This is a genomic window from Acinetobacter sp. Brlt_5, assembly GCF_051949055.1.
Lineage (GTDB): Bacteria > Pseudomonadota > Gammaproteobacteria > Pseudomonadales > Moraxellaceae > Acinetobacter > Acinetobacter indicus.
The window spans coordinates 24,931-43,642 of record NZ_JAYJLP010000018.1 but is presented as its reverse complement, the minus strand read 5'-3'; the positions used below and the strand labels follow the sequence as shown (position 1 = coordinate 43,642).

Sequence of the window (18,712 nt, the reverse complement as noted above, 5' to 3'; positions counted from 1 at the left end):
ATGAATATAAAAAATCGGTGGTTTATTGTTGTTCATATTTTATTTAGCTTCGCAGCGAATGCGAATGAAAATCCGATAGAAGAAAGTCTTGCCAATCTGTGGATTAATGAACTTGATCATCATACTGATATTATTTTAATCACAGAAGGGCAGCATTATTATATGGGTTGTGATGTGCTGTCCGAACGGCAAATTCAAGTGCAAAAGTTAAAGAAACATCAGCAGCGTGCGGATTTCTGTCTGGTCAGTGAAGGCGATATTCAAGCGGTTTTTGATAGTTCATCGCAGTCCATTAAATTAACCATCCCCACTCACTATTTTCAATCCGATTTAAACGTTTTTAACCAGAAAGTGATTCCTGAAAAAGCCAGTTTTGGTGGCTTTATGAATTATGACTGGGTCTATGCCAACAGCGATTCAAATGAAGCTTATAGTGGTCTGGCCGAGTTGGGGATCTTTAAAGATTACTGGATTCTCAAGAATTCGGTGCTGTATCAGAATACCTCTGTCGAGGAGCAGGTGGTACGTTTAAATAGCAGTTTTGATCTGGAATTTCCGGAAAGCATGACCCGTCTAACCCTGGGCGACACCACAACAACCTATAACCCGTTAATTAACTCTTTGCGTTTTGCCGGTTTAAACTGGGGAACCAACTACACCGAGCGTCCAAGTTTTGTCTATTGGAATATTCCAACCTTACAGGGTAGCGCGCGTATTCCATCTACTGTTGAGCTGTTTATTAACGGGGTGAGTATTTATAGCCAGAAAGTCAGCCCGGGTGATTACATGCTGGAAACAGGGGCGCAAATTCAGCAGGCGGGTGATGCACAAATTGTAGTTGAAGATGTTTTAGGTAATCGCAGTGTGCAAACTTTTCCGGTGCTGGTCACTAACCGTTTATTACGTGATGGCCTAGATGAATATAATATTGCCTTAGGTAAGCTGCGTTATAACTACAATCTGGACAGTAGCGATTATCGGGATTTCTTTGTTAATGGCTTTTACCGCAGGGGGCTGTCTAACGCAACCACCTTGGGAACCAACCTGTCCTATAGTGAAGATATTCAGAATGCAGGGGTTATGTGGACTCAGGCCATTAGTAATATTTTAATTGTAGATAGTGTGGTCATGGCCTCGCATGATGACCGGAATCAGATGAACTATTCCTATGGTTTATCCGCCAGCAAAGATTTCGGGAATTTTTCACTGGGTGCCAGTTCCAAGTATACCGAACGGGATTTTAAGTTTTTAGGCGATGATCTGGACAATGTTTCGAATTATCCAAAATTTGAAAATCTGGTGTATTTAGGGCTGACCAATGTGCCTTATGTGCACAATATTAATCTGAACTATGCTGAACAGAAATACTATGATCATCCTGAATTTGAACAGCAGAACCAGCGGGTGATCAATGTTGGATTTAACCGGAATTTTGGACGCCAATTTGCTGTCGGGCTCAGTTATTTCAATGCCTTTGGCGATCGTAAAGATTCTGGCGGGATATTATCTCTTAGTTATAATTTTGATAATGATAAATCCGTCTATTTTAGTCAGTCTGCAGACCAGAACACCAACCTGCAGCTGGTAAAAAGTGACTCGAGTCAGGTCGGCTTTGACTATGCTGTCGGTGTGAATCATCGCAATGATGACACACTTTATAATGTAAATGGCCTGCTGAAAACCAAGGTGGGTGATCTAGATTTTTACCATGTTCAGGGCAAGGAAACGCGTGACTCGCAACTGGCTTATCGTGGTGCTGTTGTCTGGTTGGGTAATCAGCTAAGTTTTACCAAAATTGTTGAACATGCTTTTGGTTTGGTCAAAGTCGGGGATTATCAAGATATTGATATTCTACGCTCACTGGTTTATGTCGATAAAACCAACAAAGACGGCTATGCCTTTGTGCATGACATTATTCCTTATGTGAAATACGACATTGCCTTTGATGAAAATCAGTTACCTATCGAAGATAAAATTCTTTATTCAAGTAAACAAATTACCGCGTTAAACCAGCGCGGCTACAAAATCAATTTCCCGGTTTTCCATGCTAAACAGGTTCGTATCCGGCCGGTAGATGTCCAAAATCGCAGTTTTGTACCGGGATCAGAGCTGCATATTAACAATGAAGGTGGCGAGGTTTATCCGATTGGTTCGGATGGAACGGTCACTTTATATGGCTTGATTCCAGGGAATTATAGTGTCCGGATTAAAACCCGAGAGGCGCAAACCTGTAGCGCTGTATTACAGGTTTCAGCTCAGGCACAAGATATAACTGTACCGGTTGAACTTGTGTGTAAATAAAAGGAGTAGGGGTGATGAAAGCGAGTGTACTGTTTTTAGTCTGTTGTATCAGCAGCAGTCTGTCTCTGGCACATGCGAGACAATGCCAAATTGAGCGTTTAACGGCAACCCAATTGAATTTGAATGCCTCTTATTTAAGTCAGGCTGCGACTTCCTTTTCGGTGAATTGTGATAGTCGTTATGCTATTAAATTTAATAGCCGAAATCTGGTGAATAGTACAGGCAGCAGTTATCTGGTGAATGAGAAGAATTATAAGCTCAGAACCCAGATGAATATTAGTGGTGCCAGCTCTTCACGCTGGAATGTTCCGCTTAGTCAGGCCCCCACTGGTCAAGATAAATTTGTGGTGTTGGTTCAATTAATGGAACGTCCAACGGCAAGAACACCTGCCGGTGTATACCGGGACAGTCTATATATTAATTTGATGTTTTAATTATGCTTTAAATATTGGAAATATCGAATATTTTTCCAAGGCTCTAACCAGGCGGGTGCAATACCACGAGTTTGATACATGTATGAAATTAATTTCATGAATTTATCATAAAACTGCAAACTGTAAGGATTATGCTGGGCAGACAACAACAACAGAGGAATACGCGGATGTCAGCGTCTTCACGCACACTGGTATTAAAGTCGCCTAATATTCCTGAGAATTTTAAATTTTATTTTAAACAGGAAAAACAAAAAAACGCGATTAATGAAGTTATTGAAATTGAAGAGCTGGTGCGACCTCGTTTAAGAATTGCGTTAGTGACAGAAACCTGGCCGCCAGAAATTAATGGTGTGGCCAATTCATTATTACAACTGTGCAAAGGATTGCAAAAACTGGGACACAAAATTCTACTGATTCGTCCTGAACAAAAACAACCTTGTACCGATTTTAGTCCCAACAAAGAATGTCTGGTCAAGGCGCAGTCTATTCCGAAATATGGCCATCTGCAGTTTGGCTGGCCACAGCTGTATAAACTCTCTACCGCCATGGATGAGTTTGAGCCAGATATCGTGCATGTGGTGACCGAAGGGCCGCTGGGTCTGGCTGCTTTACAGGTGGCAAAATCCAAGCAGATTCCGGTATCTAGCGGTTTTCACTCTGCCTTTCAGGACTTTAGCCGCTTTTTTGACCTGGCTTTTCTGGTTAAACCGATCCAGCGTTATCTGTGCTGGTTCCATAACAATACGCAACTGACCTGTGTGCCTAGTACTGATACCGAGCAGTCTTTACGCCAGTTTGGTGTGGAAGGCCCACTGGTGGTCGTTGGTCGTGGGGTCGACGTCGACAGGTTCTCACCGCAACATCGTTCAGAAGCCTTACGTTTACGTTGGGGCGCCGATGAACAGACCCGGGTGCTGATTTATGTGGGCCGGGTGTCGCCAGAAAAAGAAGTGAATGTGGTGATTGATGCCTATCGGGCCATGCAGGCCATTGTCAAATATCCAACCAAGCTGGTGGTGGTAGGCGATGGCCCAGACCTGAAACGTCTGGAAGGGCTGAACACCGATGGCGAGGTCATTTTTATGGGCAGCTTAAGCGGGCAAAAACTGGCTGAAGCTTATGCCAGTGCAGATGTGTTTGTCTTTGCCAGTCAGGTAGAAACCTTTGGCAATGTGGTGCTTGAAGCCATGGCCAGTGGCTTGCCAGTTGTGGCGTATGACTATGCCTGCGCCAATTTGCATGTCAAGCAAGATGAAACCGGCTGGCTTAGTCCACTGGGTGATGTCGCCGGAATTATGCGTTCGATTTATCAGTTGCCAAGCGCAAAAGTATTAAGACAGATGGGTAAAAAAGCCCGTGAATCTACCCAGCATATCGGCTGGCAATATCCGATCCAACAATTTGAACAGGCACTTTATCGGGTGGTGCAGGAGTCGCATATGACGACCTAGATTTTAAGCTCAAGCTTAAAGGAGAGCATAGAATGAAACTTAAAAATGCAAAAATAAGAATACTTGATCTCGACTTGAAAGGCTGTTTGTATCTCAATCATTTTTCCCACTCCGAACGGGTGGCTTATTTCTTTAAAGTGGTGAGCCGCTTAGGCGACGGTTTATTCTGGTATGTCATGCTGGCCACGGTCTGGTTATGGCAGGGCCTGCTGTATGGATTGCAGATTATCTACTTGCTGTTAGGTGGATCGGTCGGTACGGGCATCTATAAACTGCTTAAAAGCAAAACCGTGCGTCCCCGTCCTTATCAGGTACATCAGGTGATTCGCTTGGGCGAGCGTCCGCTTGATCACTTTAGTTTTCCTTCCGGTCACACTTTGCACGCGGTCATGATTACCACAGTGCTGGGCTATATTCAGCCGCTACTGCTGGTGTTGATGTTACCTTTTACCATTCTGGTGGCGCTATCACGTATGGTGCTGGGGCTGCATTATCCAAGTGATGTGGCGGTCGGTGCACTGATTGGCGGTGTGGTGGCCAGCGGCATTATTTCGGCTGCGCCGTATCTGGAAATTGCGCTATAGCCCATTCACCGGCGGTACGGCCTGTCAAAGCTGGTACAGCATTTGCAAAATTTGCTAAAGTAGTGCATCACACTAAATTGCCTTAGGAATAGACATGGGTTTACGTTGGACAGATAGCATCGATATCGCCATTGAACTGTATGAAGCACATCCAGATGTCGATCCGCAATGGATCCGTTTTACTGACCTGCATGCCTGGGTTTGTGCACTTCCAGATTTTGAAGATGATCCGACCAAGTCAACCGAAGGTCTGTTAGAAGCCATTCAAATGGCATGGATTGACGAAGCACGTTAACAGCGACCTCAAAAAACCGATTTTTTTTACAGATTAAACGCAGAAAAAAGCCCATTTTTCGGTATAATGCGGCAAAATTTCTGTCAACTTTGACTTTAAGGAGCCAATCATGGCTATCGAACGTACATTATCTATCGTTAAACCAGACGCAGTTGCTAAAAACGTAATCGGCGAAATCTTCGCACGTTTTGAAAAAGCGGGTCTTAAAATCGTTGCAACTAAAATGAAACACTTGACTCAAGCTGAAGCTGAAGGCTTCTACGCTGAGCACAAAGAACGTGGTTTCTTCGCTGACTTAGTTGCGTTCATGACTTCTGGTCCAGTTGTTGTTTCAGTTCTTGAAGGTGAAAACGCAGTTCTTGCTCACCGTGAAATCCTGGGCGCAACTAACCCTAAAGAAGCGGCTCCTGGCACTATCCGTGCAGACTTCGCTGTAAGCATCGACGAAAACGCTGCTCACGGTTCTGACTCTGTAGCATCTGCTGACCGTGAAGTTAACTACTTCTTCGCTCAAACTGAGATTGCTCCACGTACTCGTTAATACGCAGTATTCAAACCAGATAAGTGTTATTATACTTATCTGGTTTTTTTATTCTCTGAATAATCCCTCGCTCAGATCTTGAGCATCTCCTTTCATCCTCAGACATGATTTAGGTAATACACATGAGTAATGAAGTGGTCGCTTCATCTGCAACATCTGATGAGCAGCAACAATCTTTGTCCACTCCAGCGCAATCAACTTCTGTGCAGAAAGTGAATTTACTGGGCATGTCGCGTGCTGAGCTGGAAAAATTCTTCGAAGATTTAGGCGAGAAGAAATTTCGTGCCGGCCAGGTGATGAAATGGATTCACCAGTATTTCGTGACTGATTTTGCCGAAATGACCAATATTTCAGGCAAGTTGCGCGCAAAACTGGAACAGATATGTGAAATTAAAGCGCCAGATGTGGTGCATAAAAACTATTCTAAAGATGGTACGCGTAAATGGGTGTTCCGTGTTGGTGATGGTGCGGGTTCCTTGGTTGAAACCGTGCTGATTCCTGCGGAAGATAAAACTGGCTCACGTAAGACCTTGTGTATTTCTTCACAAGTTGGCTGTGCGCTGGACTGTTCATTCTGTTCAACCGGTAAACAGGGCTTTCAACGTGACCTGACCCAAGCTGAAATTATTGGTCAGCTGTGGATGGCCAACTATTCCTATATGGAAGATGTGCCGGTTGCAGAGCGTGAGCGTTCGGTGACGAACGTGGTGATGATGGGCATGGGCGAGCCGCTGCTGAACTATGATGCGGTCTTAAACTCGATGCGTATTATGCTGGATGACTTCGCCTATGGCATGTCAAAACGCCGTGTAACGCTGTCGACCTCGGGTGTAGTGCCAAAAATTGACCAGCTGGCTGAAGATATTGATGTCGCGCTGGCGATTTCTTTACACGCCACCAACGATGAACTGCGCAATGAGCTGGTGCCAATCAACAAGAAATATCCACTGGAACAGCTGATTGCAGCCTGCCAGCGTTATATCAAAAAAGATGGCAACGAAAGTGCGCGTAAGCACGTGACCATTGAATATGTCATGCTCGATGGCGTGAATGACAGCATTGAACATGCCAAAGAGATGATCAAGCTGCTCAAAGACCTGCCAAGCAAAATCAATTTAATTCCGTTTAACCCGTTCCCGCATGCGCCATATGGCCGTTCAAGCCGGAACCGGATTATTTCTTTCCAAAAAACTTTGTCTGATGCCGGATTTGTGTGTACGATTCGTCAGACACGCGGTGATGATATTGATGCTGCGTGTGGCCAGCTGGTGGGACAGGTGGCAGACCGTACCCGTCGTGCGGAACAATGGAAAAAGAAAGTTGCAGAGCGAAATGAAATTATGCGCTCTCAAGGATAATTAAATTTAGGGGGAGAGGTCCATTGACTAAGTTGATGTATAAATTCACAACCATCAGCACATTGTGTGTGGCTGCATGGATGAGCACCGGCTGTCAAACCACAACTCCTACTTTAAGTCCGAAAGATCCGGAAAAGGCAATTCAGGTGCGTACCCAGCTGGCGGCCGAGTATTTAAAATCGGGTGATTTAGACTCGGCCAAACGTGCCCTGGATCAGGCACTGGAAACAGATTCGCGTGATTCTATGGCCAATATGATGATGGGCGTGCTGCTACAGCAAGAAGGTAGCAAGCTGAATCTGGAGAAGGCCGATACGTATTTCAAGCGTGCCATCTCTGCCGATCCGAACAATGCGCAGGCGCGTAACAACTATGGTACGTATTTGTATCAGGTTGAACGCTATAATGATGCCATTGAACAGCTGAGTATTGCCGGGGCAACACTCGGTTATGATCAACGTTTTCGTGCATTGGAAAACGTGGGGCGGATTTACCTGAAACTGGGCGATATGGCGAATGCTGAAAAATCATTCAAGCAGGCCCTGCAGGCAAACCGTGACTCCTATGTTTCAATGTTAGAGTTGGCGGAAATTTTTTATTTCAACCAGCAGACTCCTGCCGCATCCAGAATGTATGAACAGTTTGTGCGTGCTGTGGGACAAAAAAATCAAGGTGCGCGTGCCTTATGGATTGGGATCCGTGTTGCGCGTGCAAATGGCGATCAGTTAGGACAGCAGGTGCTGGTCAATCAGCTCCGGGCATTGTTCCCTGAAAGCCAGGAATATCAACGTTATTTGCAATTACAGCACAGTACTGAGGCCGTATGGAAGTAAATCCTAATTCACCGCAATCAAATACAAATGTAGCGCCCAATGCATTAGGAAATATCCAACGCCCAGGTGAGTATCTGCGTCAAATCCGTCAAAATCAGAAGCTTGAGCTTGAAGATGTGGCGCAAGAATTGAATATTCCGGTCAAAACCCTGACGGCGCTGGAGCAGGATGAATACAAGTCACTGCCTGAAGCGACCTTTATCAAGGGTTATTACCGCACCTACGCCAAATATTTAAAAGTCGATGCCACCAGTATCATCCAGCGTTTTGATGAAATCTATGCCAATGATACCGGCATGCTGCCGAATCATGCCCTGAATAATTCCCCAATTAAAATTATGGGCAAACTGCCTGGCTCGAATCGTGACCGTAACCGCAAATGGTTAAAACGTATTGCGCTGGCGGTAGTGGCACTGGCCTTAATCTGGATTATCATCGCGGCCGTGCAAAACTGGTCATCTTCGCAGTCGAGCGACACTGAGCAGAATATTGTGCCAATGTCTGATGTCGAAATTATTAATTTAGACAACAGCAGTGCCGTGACCGGCGATCAGCTGTCTTTAAGCTTTAATCGTCCGACGTCGGTTCATATTGTGGATTCGACCGGGAAGGTGCTGGCCACTGGCCGTCAGGCGTCCAGCTTGAATTTAACTGGTGAGGCACCATTTCAGATTCGTTTAGATGATGCAACCGCAGTGTCATTAAGTCTAAACAATGAAAATATTTCATTGTCTCCATATACCGTCAATGGCAAAGCGGAATTCCGTTTGTCGCCTTAATGGCACAGAGTAGAGCGAAATCATGATTGAGAATCCAATTCGACGCCGTCCAACCCGTAAAATTCGTGTCGGTTCAGTCTATGTGGGCGGTGATGCGCCAATCAGCATTCAGAGTATGACCAATACCGAAACCTGTGATGTCGCTGCAACGGTTGCGCAAATTCAGCGCTGTGTTGATGCTGGTGCAGACATCATGCGGGTATCGGTACCAAGCATGGAAGCCGCACAGGCTTTTGGTGAAATCCGTAAGCAGGTCTCTGTTCCTTTGGTGGCTGATATTCACTTCGACTATAAAATTGCTTTGGCTGTGGCCGATTTCGGTGCTGACTGTCTGCGGATTAACCCGGGTAATATCGGTTCGGAAGCGAAAATCCGTGAAGTGGTGGCTGCGGCCAAACATCATGATATTTCCATGCGGATTGGGGTCAATGCCGGTTCACTGGAAAAAGATATTCAAAAAAAATACGGCGAGCCGACCGGTGCAGCCTTGCTTGAATCGGCCATGCGCCATATTGATATTTTAGACCGTCTGGATTTCCAGGAATTTAAGGTCTCGGTGAAAGCATCGAATGTATTTTTAACCATGGATGCCTATCGTTTGCTGTCGCAGCAAATTGATAATCCGCTACATTTAGGTGTGACTGAAGCGGGAATCTATCGGACCGGTTCGGTGAAATCAGCGATTGCCTTAGGTGGCCTGCTGATGGAAGGCATTGGCGACACTATGCGTATTTCCCTGGCAGCAGAGCCGGAAGAAGAAGTCAAAATTGGCTTTGATATTTTAAAATCGCTCGGCCTGCGTTCTAATGGCATTAACTTCATTGCCTGCCCAAGCTGTTCACGTCAGGAATTTAACGTGATTAAAGCCATGCAGATGTTGGAAGAGCGTCTGGAAGATGTCCGCACTCCAATGGATGTGTCGGTGATTGGCTGTAAAGTTAACGGTCCGGGCGAAGCCAAAGAAGCTGATATTGGCGTGGTAGGTGCAAGTCCGCGTTCACTGGTGTATCGTAATGGTGAAAAGAGCCATTTAATTGATACCAATCAATTGGTTGATGAAATCGAAACAATGGTTCGTCAACGTGTTAAAGAGCTTGAAGAAGCTAAGTCAAAAGAGATTATTCGCACAGGTTTTTCTGAGTAGATCATGAGTTCAATCGTCGCAATCAAAGGTTTTAATGACATTCTCCCAACCCAGACCCCGGCTTGGAGACGTCTGGAACAGCATCTGTCCAGTCTTATGGATGCTTATGGTTATCAGCAAATCCGTTTGCCGATGGTTGAGCAGACCCATCTGTTCAAGCGTTCCATTGGTGATGCAACCGATATCGTTGAAAAAGAAATGTACACCTTCCTGGACAAAGGCAATCCGCCAGAGTCATTGACTTTACGTCCGGAAGGTACGGCAGGCTGTGTACGTGCCATGCTTGAGCATAACCTGCTGCGCGGTGCAACGCCTCGCGTGTGGTATATCGGCCCAATGTTCCGTTATGAAAAACCGCAAAAAGGCCGTTATCGCCAGTTCCATCAGTTTGGTGTGGAAACTTTTGGTGTCGCTACCCCAGATATGGATGCCGAGCTGATTTTAATGACCGCGCGTTTATGGAAACGTATGGGCGTTGCAGATAAAGTTCAACTTGAACTGAATACTTTAGGTGAGTCAGATGAACGTGCCGCGTATCGCGCCGCCTTGGTTGAGTTCCTGGAAACGCACAAAGCCGATCTCGATGAAGATTCTCAGCGCCGTTTAAGCACCAACCCGCTGCGTATTCTGGACTCTAAAGATGCCAAAACTCAAAGCATCCTGGAAAATGCACCAAAACTTCACGACTTTATGGGTGAAGACACCATGGCGCATTTTTCCCAGTTGCAGCAGTATCTGACTGATGCCGGTGTCAGCTTCGTGATTAATCAAAAATTGGTCCGTGGTCTGGATTATTACAACAAAACTGTATTTGAATGGACCACCACCCATTTGGGTTCACAGGGGACAGTGTGTGCCGGCGGCCGTTATGATGGTCTGGTGGGGCAGTTAAAAGGCAAGCCAGAACAGTCGGTTCCGGCAGTTGGTTTTGCCATGGGCATGGAGCGTTTATTGCTTCTATTGGAACAGGTCGAAGACAACAGCCCAAGCCGCGATTGTGAAGTGTTCCTGGTGGCCGATCCGGCATCACAAGGTAAAGCACTGGTGCTGGCAGAGCAGATTCGTGACCAGCTTGAAGCCAGTGGTAGTGCCATTCGCCTGAAAGTCGGCTCACAAGGCTCGATGAAAAGCCAGATGAAAAAAGCCGACCAGTCGGGTGCACTGTATGCTTTAATTCTGGGTGAGCGTGAGTGGGAAAACCAGCGCTTCGCCGTTAAAGAACTGGCCACTGCCGAGCAGTTGGATGTAGCTGTGGCAGGGATTGTGCCATTTATGATTGAAAAATTTTCTTCAAAATAAGCCAAAGAACATAAGGAAAAGGGTAATTCAATGAGCGCATTAAGTGATGATGAACAACTTGATCATTTAAAATCATTCGCTAAGAAATATGGTTCTGCAATTATTAGCGGGATTTTGATTGCGCTGATTGCCTTTTTCGGATGGCAATACTGGCAGAAGAAAAACCTGGCTGAAGATCAGACCAACACCGCCAAAGTCCAGCAACTGATGGACGAGGCGCGTGCGGCTGAAGGCGATGACAAAGCTTTCCAGAATCTGTCGACCACGGCCGATAAGATTGTGAAAGAAGCTCCAGATTCCGTCCAGGCCATTCAGACCCAGTTCTTAATGGCGAAACTGGCCTATGATCAGGGCGATTATGCCGGTGCAGAAAAAGCCTTAAAGAAAGTTGAAAATTCTAAAGTCGATGATGCCGGCTTAATGCAGGTATTAAAACTGCGTTTGGCCTATGCGCAATTGGCACAAAAGAAATATGATGAGGCACTGAAAACCTTGTCTGCCGTCAACGATCCTGCCTTTAAAGCAACAGCTGAAGAAGCGCGTGGTGATGTGTACGTGGCGAAAAATGATATTGAAAATGCCAAAAAAGCGTATCAGAACGCATGGAATGCGTTACTTGAACGTCAACAGGAACGTCAAATTTTACAAATTAAACTCGAAAGTGTCGGCGTTTTAGTTGATGATCCTGAAATTGAACGTCCTGTAATCGACACACAAGTGGATGAAACTGAATGAATAGAAAATATAAGATCCCGTTTGCACTAACTGTTTTAAGCCTTGCATTGGTTGGCTGTTCAAGCAACAGCATTAAAGTTGAAAAAGTAAAACCGAATCCTTTGCCAAAACTGCAACAGGCCAAAACCCTGGTGCCTGTATTTTCTCAAAACACCTCATCGACTGCTGAAGAAGATCCGCTGCGTTTACAGCTAGATGTCGATAATGGCGTGGTATTTAGTATTGATCCTAAAGGTGAAGTAGCGGCCTATCGTGGCAAGCAGCGTTTGTGGCAGACCGAAGTCAGCAAACAGGGGCTCAGCTCAGGTGTAGAAGCGGCAGAAGGTCTGGTGATTGTTGGGAATCAGAAAGGTCAACTGTTTGCACTGGATCAGGCTACAGGTGAGAAAAAATGGACCGCACAATTGACTGGCGCCATTCTGGCACCTTCGCTGGTGCATGCCAACCGTGTGGTGACCATCAGCAATGATGGTATTGTCTATGCGCATAACCTGGCGACTGGCCAGCAAATGTGGACTTACAATTTGCCGAATGTCCAGTTTAGCCTGCGTGGTAGCGCTGCACCGGTAGCGGTTGATCCGCGTACCGTGCTGGTAGCAACCGCCAATGCTTATATTTATGCAATTGATGTGGTGACCGGTACGCCGCGTATGCAGCGCCGTGTGGCCATCAGTGAAGGTCGCTCCGATATTCAGCGTTTAAATGATATTGATGGCGATCCGGTAGTAGCTGGCCAGTTCCTGGTCACTACCAGCTTCCAGGGCCAGGTGACCGTCACTGATCTGGCTTCACAGCAAGTGGTTTGGAGCGAAGACCTGAGCAGCACCAAACGTCCGGAAGTGGTCGGCAATGGGGTTTTTGTCGCCAGTGCCGATGGCCGTTTAGTGGCTTATGAAATTACCAGTGGCCAGAAGCTGTGGGAAAATAACCAGTTGCTTAACCGTCGTTTAAGTAACCCGGTAATGCTGGGTCAGGACCTGGTGGTGGGAGATATGGATGGTGTCTTGCATCTGTTTAACCCGAGCAACGGTCAGCTGATTGGTCGCGCCAAAACCAGCGGTGAAGTGCGTTCTTTACGTGTCATCGACAACCAGTTATATGTTGGTACGCAAAAGGGTGCATTCAGCATTTGGCAGAACCGTTAACTTTTTGTTGCCTTATGTTAAACTAGGCGACAATTTCCGTATTTTTTAACGCGGGGTGATTGAATGTTCAATGCCCCGTGTTTTTATTCAGGTCTTTGACTGAAATTTTTTCTTCCCATTTGTTTCTGATGTTCAGACCCGTGTAGTGGACTGATCTCAAATAAAGGTTAATCTATGAAACCCGTAATTGCGCTCATTGGTCGTCCGAACGTCGGAAAATCAACGTTGTTTAACCAGATCACCAAGAGTCGTGATGCTCTGGTCGCAGACTTTGCCGGCCTGACGCGTGACCGTAAATATGGTGATGCGACCTATCAGAATAAATCCTTCATCGTGGTCGATACCGGCGGTATTGGCGAATCTGAAGGTGGTATCGATTCTTACATGGCCGAGCAGTCGAAAACCGCCATCCATGAAGCCGATATGATCATCTTCGTGGTCGATGCGCGTGCCGGTCTGCTGGCTTCGGATGAGCAGATTGCCCGTGAACTGCGTACGCTGGGTAAAAAAGTCTTTCTGGTGGCCAACAAGGTCGATGGCGTACATGCAGAAGCCGCGCTGGTTGAATTCTTTAAACTGGGGATGGGCGAGCCAATGCAAGTGGCCGCCAGCCATGGTCGCGGTGTTCAGCAGATGCTGGAAGAAGTACTGCAAGATGTGCCGGAAGATGAAAACCCGGAAGAGCGTGATGAAGACACGGGTCTGCGTCTAGCGATTATTGGTCGTCCAAACGTGGGTAAATCGACGCTGGTGAACCGTTTGCTGGGTGAAGAGCGCGTGGTTGCTTTTGACCAGCCGGGCACAACACGTGACTCGATCTATATTCCGTTTGAGCGTGAAGGGCGTAAATACACCATGATTGATACTGCCGGTGTACGCCGTAAAGGCAAGGTCGATGAAATGATCGAGAAATTCTCGATTGTAAAAACCTTGCAGGCGATGAAAGATGCCAACGTGGTGGTTGTGGTGGTCGATGCGCGTGAAGGGATTGTCGAGCAGGACCTGCACCTGATTGGTTATGCGCTGGAAGCTGGCCGTGCCATGGTGATTGCGATCAATAAATGGGACAACATGTCTGAATATGATCGCAAGCAGTGTAAGCTGGATGTCGAGCGCCGCTTTGACTTTATTCCTTGGGCGCGTATTCACCTGATTTCAGCGCTGCATGGCACTGGGGTGGGTGATCTTTATCCATCGATTCATCGTGCTTATGAGTCTTCGCGCTTAAAAGTATCACCAGCCAAACTGACTCAGATTCTGAATGATGCAACTGAAGCGCACCATCCGCCAAAAGTGCAGGGTCGTGCCATTAAAATGCGTTATGCACACATGGGAGGCCAGAACCCGCCAACGATTGTAATTCACGGTAACAAGGTGGATAAAACCCCGGCCGATTATCGTCGTTACCTGGAAAACGTGTTCCGTAAGGTCTATAAGCTGGAAGGAACTCCGGTGAAGATTGAATTTAAAACCTCTGAGAACCCGTTTGAAGGACGTAAATCACAGGTGGATGAACGTACTGCTGCGCGTCGTCGTCGTTATGTACAGAAGTTTAAGAAAGCCGAGAAGAAATTTAAACGCGGTTAAGCGGTTTGTCGCTTGATACAAAAAAAGCCCGAATCAGATTCGGGCTTTTTTATGGCCATTAGTTTCTAGTCTGGACGCCGTGCCAGCAACATATTGCTATAACGATTCACCCACTGCGGGCTTAGGCGTGACAGGGTAAACAGGAATTTGCTTTTTAATCCGACCGGCTGATGGGTGGCGGTAAATAACGAGTTTTTTCGCGTAACACAACTGAAAATTTCATCGGCCACATCTTCCGCGCTTAAATGTACCCCCATATTTTGGATGGTGCCGGCATCCATATCTTTGACCATGGCGGTTTGTACAAACAGAGGCATCACATCCAGCACCCGGATACCATATTTTTGCCATTCAACATCCAGCCCTTCGCTTATACCGCGTACCGCAAATTTGCTGGCCGAATACGACACCAGATCGGCCTGTCCATAAATGGCCGAAGCTGATGACAGGTTCACCACCCGGGCAAAAGTCGCCTGTTTTAAATAAGGCAGTGCGGCATGACAGCCATTTAGCACCCCATTGACATTAACCTGCATGGTACGCTGATGCGCCTGAATCTCGGTGTCTTCAAAAGCACCCGAATATAAGATACCGGCATTATTGACTAGAATATTCAGCTCGCCAGCCCAGTCTACAAAACGCGCCAAAGCCGTTTGCCACTGTGCATAATCCGCGACATCCAGCCCGCCGGCTTGCGCATTGGGACCCAGCTGCTGCGCCAGTTGCTCGGCCTGTGCAACATTTAAATCATAAATTCCGACTTTATAACCCGCCTGATAAAATAAGCGGGCCACTGCTGCACCAATGCCTTGTGCTGCGCCACTAATGAAGATACTGTGCATGTGGCTAACTCCTTGTGTTTTTGTTTTTCAAAGTGTTGTTCTGTTGAGAGCATAGCAAATATTTTTATGTAGATGATGGTTGAAGAAGGTGGAAATCGGCATGGATCAGTTATTGGCAGTGATGAAACGGCTTCGTGAGCAATGTCCGTGGGACCAGAAGCAGACCCCAGAATCGCTGACCAAGTATGCGATTGAAGAAGCCTATGAAGTCGAAGCGGCCGTGCGCAGTGGTCATGCTCAGGACGTCAAAGAGGAACTGGGCGATCTATTGCTGCAAGTGGTGTTTCAGTCGCAAATGTATAGCGAGCAGGGTGCTTTTGATTTTCAGGATGTGGTGCAGGCCATTACCGATAAAATGATTCGCCGTCACCCGCATGTATTTCAGCCGGAGCAGTTTGCGGCTTTAAGCCCGGAAGATGTCAGTGCATTGTGGCAGCAGATCAAACAGCAGGAAAAAGCCGGAAAACCTGCATCGCGCTTATCTGAGGTCAAACATGGCCCGGCCATTCAGCAGGCGCAGCAGTTACAGCACAATGTCGCGAAGATTGGCTTTGATTTTTCCGATGTCGCTGGCGCGATGCAGAAAGTCGATGAAGAGTTGCAGGAGTTGAAACAGGCGGTGGATCGGCAAGATTCCGACGAAATTCTGGATGAGCTGGGTGACTGTTTATTTTCTTTAATTAATGTTGGCCGTAAACTGAATCTGTCCAGCGAAATGGCTTTGCTGAGTACCGTACATAAATTTAGAACCCGCTTTGCTTTCATTGAACAGCAGTTACAACAGCAGCATAAAAATATAGAACAGGTGTCGTTGGCTGAAATGGATCAGCTGTGGGAGCAGGCAAAACAACAATTAAAATGACAGAGTGACCATGACAAGAAGAATAAGATTTCAACACGCTCAAGCTCTAATTCAACTGGCGTTAATGTTCTGCCTGTTTTGTAGTTTTTTCGCGCTGCAAAATGCGCAGGCAGAAAATTATGATGCGCGTTATCTGCAATGGAAGGCTGAACAAGAGGCGATTGATGCCCGCTTAAGCTCGTCGGCTTCTACGAAGACTTCCCAACCCCGTTCAGCTAGCGCAGGCAGTAGTGAAAAAATTAATCTGAATATGGCAACAGCCGCGCAATTACAGCAATTATCTGGCGTGGGACAAAAGAAGGCGGAAGCTATTATTGAGTACCGCAATCGGCATGGAAAATTCAAACGGATTGAAGATTTACAGTTAGTCAAAGGGATTGGACCGGCATTATTGGCCAAAAACCGGCACCGGCTGGGTATTTAATCGGGTCTGATCATCGGCCAACACCGCATCAGCCGGGCCCGAGTATTGAGATAATCAAATTGCCCTTTGATTGTGTTAGAGATATGATTAGCGTCATCTAATCTATTTTACGTTCAGACGTAGGAGACAGCGTCTTTTGCAAACTTTGCGCGCGTCAAAATGTGGTTTATCAACCACGCAATTACCTGCTTACATTCTAGATGTTATTGATGCTTTAACCAAAGCTGGCTATGAAGCTTATATCGTTGGTGGTGGTGTTCGTGACCTGATGTTGGGCCTGAATCCGAAGGATTTTGATGCCGTGACCAATGCCACGCCATCTCAGGTCAAAGAGGTGTTCGGACGCCGCTGTCGCATTATCGGACGCCGCTTTGAGCTGGCTCATGTCTATTCTGGACGTGAACTGGTGGAAGTTGCTACCTTCCGTGCACCGCCGAAAAGAGCGGTGACCTCTGCTGCGGGCATGATTTTAAGAGACAATAACTGGGGCACGATTGAGCAGGATTTTGCCCGTCGTGACTTCAGTATCAATGCTTTGTATTACCAGCCACGTAAAGGAATCGTGCTGGATTTCTGTCATGCAGTTGATGACATTAAATCCAAAACCTTGCGTCTGCTCGGTGATCCGACCGTCCGTTTTGAAGAAGATCCGGTGCGGATGCTGCGGACCTTACGTTTTGCGGCCAAGCTGAATTTCAATATTGATCCGGCCATTCTGGAGATTTTTACTCCGGAAATGACTCAGTTGCTGCGCGATGTTTCTCCGCACCGTCTGTATGATGAATCGCAAAAACTGTTCACCATGGGGCATTTAAATCGCGTCTTGCCGATGCTAATCGACTTCGGTATCTGGCGTCAGCTTTTTGCCGACATCAAGCCGGACATCACCCCCTTTATTGAACTGGCTGCAAAAAATACCGATCAGCGCATTGCGATTGGCAAAACCATCAACCCGGCCTTTTTCTATGCGGTGCTGCTGTGGAAGCCATTTTTAGAGCGCTGTGATTTTTATCTGTCCAAAGGGGTAATTCCGGCAGAAGCACGTGCACAGGCTGGGCTGGATGTGTTGAAACGTCAGGCCACCCGCACGGTGATTCCGCGTTTTGCCGAAACCTTTATTCGTGAAGTCTGGGAAATGCAAACCCGTTTGCTGAATCCAAAACCTCAGCAAATTGCTGCCCTGTCCAACCATGCACGTTTCCGTGCCGGTTTCGACTTTTTGCTGCTGCGTGAAAGATCTGGCGATGCCCAGACTCAAGAGATGGGTACGTGGTGGGATCAGTACCAGACCATGAGCACCGATGAAAAAGAACGTGCCATTGGCCAGTACAACCGTCAGCGGGCCAAGAGCCGTCGCAAAGCTGCACAGGAAGAACATCTGGAGCAGCAGCTGAATGCCGCGCAGACCGCCGAAATTGAACCGCTGGTGAATGAGCCGGAGCCACGCAGCCGCCGTGCCCGTAAAGCCAAACAGCAGGAAGATGCCCGTGCCCAAGTTGCATCAATATCATCAAGCAATGGCTCGGGGATTGGTGCAGACCATCCAATTCTGAAGCGCAAGCGGGTACAACGGGATTTAAGTCAGGTTATTTTCGGGCCAACACAATGAGTAGGGTGACTTATATTGGCCTGGGTAGTAACCTGGGCGATTCACGCCAGATTCTGACCGAAGCTGTACACAAGCTGGCGACGTTGGGTCAGGTCAAAACCTCTAAACTGTATCAAAGTCCGCCAATGGGGCCACAAGACCAGCCGAATTATTTAAATGCGGTGGTACAGCTGCGTACAGATTTACCGGCGCTGGAATTGCTGGATCAGCTGCAGCGTTTTGAGCAGGAAGCCGGACGGGTGCGTTTACGCCATTGGGGTGAACGCACGCTCGATCTGGATTTACTCCTCTATGGACAGGAGCAGATTCAGCATGAACGTCTGACTGTGCCGCATGTCGGCGTTTTAGAACGCGATTTCGTGGTCATTCCATTACTGGATTTAGACCCCGAACTGCGTGTGCATACGCAATTATTAAAAGACTTGCCGTTCATTCAACAGCCCGCACTGGATGTGCTGGACCATGAACACTGGGCAAATATTTAAAGTG

The 18,712-nt window shown here is 47.0% G+C and carries 19 protein-coding genes; 18 read left to right on the top strand and 1 reads right to left on the bottom strand.

Going from position 1 to position 18,712, the window contains the following annotated elements; translation table 11 throughout:
• The 14 genes from VF685_RS11930 (at position 1) to der (ending at position 14,486) form a co-directional block, all read left to right on the top strand.
• Positions 1-2,301 (top strand): fimbria/pilus outer membrane usher protein, encoded by a 2,301-nt coding sequence (locus VF685_RS11930; protein ID WP_127799068.1) that lies wholly within the window; start codon positions 1-3, stop codon positions 2,299-2,301.
• A 14-nt stretch (positions 2,302-2,315) separates the two neighbouring features.
• Complete coding sequence (locus VF685_RS11925; protein WP_005182377.1) at positions 2,316-2,735, top strand: hypothetical protein; 420 nt, start codon at positions 2,316-2,318, stop codon at positions 2,733-2,735.
• Between the two features lie 167 nt (positions 2,736-2,902).
• The gene (locus VF685_RS11920; protein WP_286385243.1) at positions 2,903-4,186 is read left to right on the top strand and encodes a glycosyltransferase family 4 protein; all 1,284 of its coding nucleotides are present in this window, start codon (positions 2,903-2,905) and stop codon (positions 4,184-4,186) included.
• Between the two features lie 32 nt (positions 4,187-4,218).
• Positions 4,219-4,770, top strand: coding sequence for a phosphatase PAP2 family protein (locus VF685_RS11915; protein ID WP_104470590.1), 552 nt, complete (start codon positions 4,219-4,221; stop codon positions 4,768-4,770).
• 94 nt (positions 4,771-4,864) lie between these two features.
• Positions 4,865-5,065 carry a Fe-S cluster assembly protein IscX gene (iscX, locus tag VF685_RS11910; protein ID WP_005182385.1) on the top strand — a complete coding sequence of 67 codons (201 nt, stop codon included), beginning with the start codon at positions 4,865-4,867 and terminating at the stop codon, positions 5,063-5,065.
• Positions 5,066-5,174: 109 nt separating this feature from the next.
• Positions 5,175-5,606, top strand: coding sequence for a nucleoside-diphosphate kinase (gene ndk / locus VF685_RS11905; RefSeq protein ID WP_005182388.1), 432 nt, complete (start codon positions 5,175-5,177; stop codon positions 5,604-5,606).
• Between the two features lie 122 nt (positions 5,607-5,728).
• Entirely contained in the window at positions 5,729-6,964 is a 1,236-nt protein-coding gene (gene rlmN / locus VF685_RS11900; protein ID WP_005182389.1) for a 23S rRNA (adenine(2503)-C(2))-methyltransferase RlmN, read from the top strand.
• Between the two features lie 35 nt (positions 6,965-6,999).
• The gene (pilW, locus tag VF685_RS11895) at positions 7,000-7,797 is read left to right on the top strand and encodes a type IV pilus biogenesis/stability protein PilW (protein WP_104470591.1); all 798 of its coding nucleotides are present in this window, start codon (positions 7,000-7,002) and stop codon (positions 7,795-7,797) included.
• On the top strand, positions 7,788-8,576 hold the full coding sequence (locus tag VF685_RS11890; protein WP_127799074.1) for a helix-turn-helix domain-containing protein: 789 nt from the start codon (positions 7,788-7,790) through the stop codon (positions 8,574-8,576). The genes pilW and VF685_RS11890 overlap by 10 nt, the downstream gene beginning before the upstream one ends.
• 22 nt (positions 8,577-8,598) lie before the next feature.
• Positions 8,599-9,720 carry a flavodoxin-dependent (E)-4-hydroxy-3-methylbut-2-enyl-diphosphate synthase gene (gene ispG / locus VF685_RS11885; protein ID WP_005182396.1) on the top strand — a complete coding sequence of 374 codons (1,122 nt, stop codon included), beginning with the start codon at positions 8,599-8,601 and terminating at the stop codon, positions 9,718-9,720.
• A gap of 3 nt (positions 9,721-9,723) precedes the next feature.
• A complete protein-coding gene (gene hisS, locus VF685_RS11880) occupies positions 9,724-11,019 on the top strand; it encodes a histidine--tRNA ligase (RefSeq protein ID WP_127799076.1) in 1,296 nt (431 codons plus the stop codon).
• Between the two features lie 30 nt (positions 11,020-11,049).
• Entirely contained in the window at positions 11,050-11,754 is a 705-nt protein-coding gene (locus VF685_RS11875; protein WP_005182401.1) for a YfgM family protein, read from the top strand.
• Positions 11,751-12,899, top strand: coding sequence for an outer membrane protein assembly factor BamB (gene bamB / locus VF685_RS11870; protein WP_127799078.1), 1,149 nt, complete (start codon positions 11,751-11,753; stop codon positions 12,897-12,899). Before VF685_RS11875 ends, bamB begins: the two co-directional genes overlap by 4 nt.
• Positions 12,900-13,073: 174 nt before the next feature.
• Positions 13,074-14,486 (top strand): ribosome biogenesis GTPase Der, encoded by a 1,413-nt coding sequence (gene der, locus VF685_RS11865; protein ID WP_440203654.1) that lies wholly within the window; start codon positions 13,074-13,076, stop codon positions 14,484-14,486.
• 65 nt (positions 14,487-14,551) lie between these two features.
• Here der and VF685_RS11860 read toward each other — a convergent pair whose 3' ends face one another.
• Positions 14,552-15,328 carry an SDR family oxidoreductase gene (locus VF685_RS11860; RefSeq protein ID WP_253097286.1) on the bottom strand — a complete coding sequence of 259 codons (777 nt, stop codon included), beginning with the start codon at positions 15,326-15,328 and terminating at the stop codon, positions 14,552-14,554.
• Positions 15,329-15,428: 100 nt separating this feature from the next.
• On the opposite strand from VF685_RS11860, the gene mazG reads away from it, so the two are divergent.
• The 4 genes from mazG to folK all read left to right on the top strand — a co-directional run bounded on the left by mazG (position 15,429) and on the right by folK (position 18,708).
• Positions 15,429-16,190, top strand: a complete 762-nt coding sequence (gene mazG / locus VF685_RS11855; RefSeq protein ID WP_127801698.1) for a nucleoside triphosphate pyrophosphohydrolase — start codon at positions 15,429-15,431, stop codon at positions 16,188-16,190.
• Positions 16,191-16,200: 10 nt separating this feature from the next.
• Positions 16,201-16,614 carry a ComEA family DNA-binding protein gene (locus VF685_RS11850; protein ID WP_127801699.1) on the top strand — a complete coding sequence of 138 codons (414 nt, stop codon included), beginning with the start codon at positions 16,201-16,203 and terminating at the stop codon, positions 16,612-16,614.
• A gap of 136 nt (positions 16,615-16,750) precedes the next feature.
• Positions 16,751-18,223 (top strand): polynucleotide adenylyltransferase PcnB, encoded by a 1,473-nt coding sequence (gene pcnB / locus VF685_RS11845; RefSeq protein WP_127801700.1) that lies wholly within the window; start codon positions 16,751-16,753, stop codon positions 18,221-18,223.
• Complete coding sequence (gene folK / locus VF685_RS11840; protein ID WP_005182411.1) at positions 18,220-18,708, top strand: 2-amino-4-hydroxy-6-hydroxymethyldihydropteridine diphosphokinase; 489 nt, start codon at positions 18,220-18,222, stop codon at positions 18,706-18,708. Before pcnB ends, folK begins: the two co-directional genes overlap by 4 nt.
• Positions 18,709-18,712 lie beyond the last annotated feature (4 nt).